We start from the raw sequence: 2,981 nt of genomic DNA, 5'->3' as shown, positions 1-2,981 counted from the left end.
CGATCTTTAAGAAATAATCAGGAACGATCCCCATGAAAAAATTACTCGCAGCATTGAGCTTATCTTTGGTATCGAGTGTGGTATTGGCGCAAGCCAATACCGTCACGGTCGTGGTCAAAAAAATCGAAGGTTTTGGTGAATCTGGTGATGCCTTTATTTTTAGGACAACCACAGGTCAGCGTTACCAAGTCTATAACGCTGGTGGATCAAACCCGATTCGTGGTGAAGCACTGCTGTCAGATTCGGTAAAAACCCGAAAAGCAGTTTGCTTACATCTTGATGCAAACAAAACTAAACCGCGTTTGGTTCAGTCGGTTCATCAAGGCGCATGCACACCATGATGTTATTGAAATATCAACTCAGGTTTATTCAGGAATTTGAGCAATGAAACAAATCTCGATCCTTTGTTTATCATGGGCACTATTGTTCGGCTTAAGCGGTTGTGATGCTCCACCGAAAACGCAAACAGAATCTAAAGTAACGGCCGATCAAAATGCGGCTTCATCCGAGCCAAGCAGTTCTGAGCAAATCCCCTTTACCAACAAATCCTTTTTAGAAAATGGCAGCGATACAGAGCAAGTTTCGGAGGACATTCCAGAACCGACACAAAGAGAGTTTGAAGTCCGTGTCCGTCGTGATCCATCACAATACTCGATGACTGGTTATACCGATAAACTCAGTATCATGTCATTGAATAATGATCCGACCACTTTAACGGGGGTTTTAATTAATCGAGGCCATTGTCAGACCAAAGGCTTTTATGATTATAAAAATATGCATTACAGTTCTGTTGCTCAAGTTTATCTCGGTTGCTCGGCTGAAAATGTGCGTGAGGTGACCATCAGTACCGACGATGGTTTGTCTTATACCTATAATTTTTAGTGATTTAATATCAAAAAGGCGTTCAATTGAACGCCTTTTTGGTCACTTATTTTTTTATCGTGATATTGCCCGTATAGCTTTTCCACACATATGAAATATGTTCACGCTCATAGCGATATATTTTATAAATTTCAGCATGCCTTTCAAGGAATGAACGCCAAAAACTTCTCATATCTTGATCCGCAAAATAACAATATTTCTGGATGAATGCACATTGGGCATTACTCATCCACTCATATCCGTTGCAAATACATGCTGACATCCATGCAGAGAGAATACTTTGAAAATACTCATCTTCTTCACCGATAATATAAAAAATTGCCTGCACCACATAGATGCCATTCAACAATTTCACAATACGCCATTGCACATCAGATAATTTATCCTTAAGCCCTTCCGCTTGGTTTAATTTTTCTAACCATTTTCGCGCAATTTTAGGCAATACGGATTCACTCAGTGCGGTGGGTTGTAGATTAAACAGGTAAGGAAGCTCAAAGTAAATGCAATTCATTTGCTTGTATTTATCTATATAACGCTTGAACATGGCTTTTTGCTGTTTAACCCCATTGCTAATCGGTGCAATAAAATTCAAGTGCTCCAATGCAGTACGTCGCATGATAAATTGACGTTTCAGTTGATCATATATCAGGCTAGCATTTTGGATAAGGTATTGAGGATCACCATAAGCATAAAAACTGACAGTTTCAAGCATTACCGCCCAATAAGGATTTAATTCAAATGTATGTAATTCAACTCGATAGCTACGCAGCCAGATGAGTGTATGTAAAAACACTGCATAATCTTGATTCAAATACATCGAGGCTCGCTTATCCATCACCGGAAGTTTACCGTTCTCGATCTGAGCCGCAGTTTGAATGCTTTTAAACACATAATCAGGAATATTTAGACCGTTGTGTGGTATCCACTGTGCTTGATGTAACAAGGAGAAGTTATTCATATCCAGCCTCCTGTTGAGTCGGATGACGGATCGATTTATTCATTTTAAGTGCTACATCGGCTGCGATATTGGTACCAAATACACGTATAAAGTAGGCTTTATTCTGTCTGAGGTTTTGTTCGTTTTGCTCATCTTGCTGGATTCTTTTATGTACAATAAATTGATCTTTTTTGGTGATATAACGAATTGCATCCATTAAATACTGATACTTCTGTTGATCACTCCGAGATAACATCCCAATCCCAATATTGTGGTATTTGCCCTTGTGGGCATCAAGATTGCAATTATAGTAAGCCCCCTCATCTCCAACCACACGCTTCCACACCTCACCGATTTGCTGGGCGAGTTTAATGTCCTGACAATGTTTACGACCATCTAAGAAAAAGAAACAGTGGTAGTGATATCCTGTTTTTTCAGCAAACTCCAATTTCCACAGATATCCTAAGAAATGTAAGGTGATCGTCCGTTTTAAATAACGTAGACAGGTAATCAAATCGGCTTTGACTTGGGCTAATTCCGGATTTTGGTTTTTACCATAACGAAAATCAATGCGAATCACCACAATTCTAGAATGCTTTGCAAGTATCCAATCAACACATTGTTTGGCAACCTTAAACTGATGTCGAGAACGATCCATTCGCTTTTTCTGCTGATATTTAAAGGCCTTTTCTTGAGTGAGTAAATACAACCGTTCAACAAATGAATTGATTAATTCTGCATAACCTATGGTCGTACATGTTCCATCGCTATTTATCGTTTGAACCTTATCATTGGCATAATGTAGATAGAGATCTGTGTGAAAATAGTCCTTTAAAATTGCATCATATGCTTGCATCAAAATTGCATGATGCTCACAGTCATATTTTTCGAGCGGATCAAATCCTTGTTTGAGGATCTGCTTTAAACATTTAACGAAATATGGATCAATTGGCTCATACTGACCATGTCGAAATTCGCTGGTTATTTGTCGATACGCTTTAATAACGTTATTTTTTAAAACATATGTCACAAATTCAATTTCTAAAAATATTCTTTGCGCTTCAGGGTTCGATCGAATTTCATATTGGTTCAATTCTGCATTAAAATCTAATAAGTAATCCAATACGAATGAGCTTGCATGCTGATCATCTGCTGCATGACT

General features: G+C 38.4%; 4 protein-coding genes. 2 read left to right on the top strand and 2 right to left on the bottom strand.

Annotation, left to right across the window (positions count from 1 at the left end; all coding sequences use genetic code 11):
* Positions 1–32 precede the first annotated feature (32 nt).
* The gene (locus tag I2F62_RS12910) at positions 33–341 is read left to right on the top strand and encodes a hypothetical protein (RefSeq protein ID WP_324627395.1); all 309 of its coding nucleotides are present in this window, start codon (positions 33–35) and stop codon (positions 339–341) included.
* 43 nt (positions 342–384) lie between these two features.
* Entirely contained in the window at positions 385–882 is a 498-nt protein-coding gene (locus I2F62_RS12905) for a hypothetical protein (protein WP_324627394.1), read from the top strand.
* Positions 883–928: 46 nt separating this feature from the next.
* Here I2F62_RS12905 and I2F62_RS12900 read toward each other — a convergent pair whose 3' ends face one another.
* Together I2F62_RS12900 and I2F62_RS12895 are read right to left on the bottom strand one after the other, a co-directional pair.
* Positions 929–1,825, bottom strand: a complete 897-nt coding sequence (locus I2F62_RS12900; RefSeq protein WP_324627393.1) for a hypothetical protein — start codon at positions 1,823–1,825, stop codon at positions 929–931.
* Positions 1,826–1,832: 7 nt separating this feature from the next.
* On the bottom strand, positions 1,833–2,981 hold a 1,149-nt coding region (locus I2F62_RS12895), incomplete at its 5' end, for a YagK/YfjJ domain-containing protein (RefSeq protein ID WP_324627392.1).

Source organism: Acinetobacter sp. MD2(2019) (assembly GCF_035615615.1).
GTDB lineage: Bacteria > Pseudomonadota > Gammaproteobacteria > Pseudomonadales > Moraxellaceae > Acinetobacter.
Note: the sequence above shows the minus strand (reverse complement) of the source record. Positions and strands in the feature narration are given on the sequence as shown.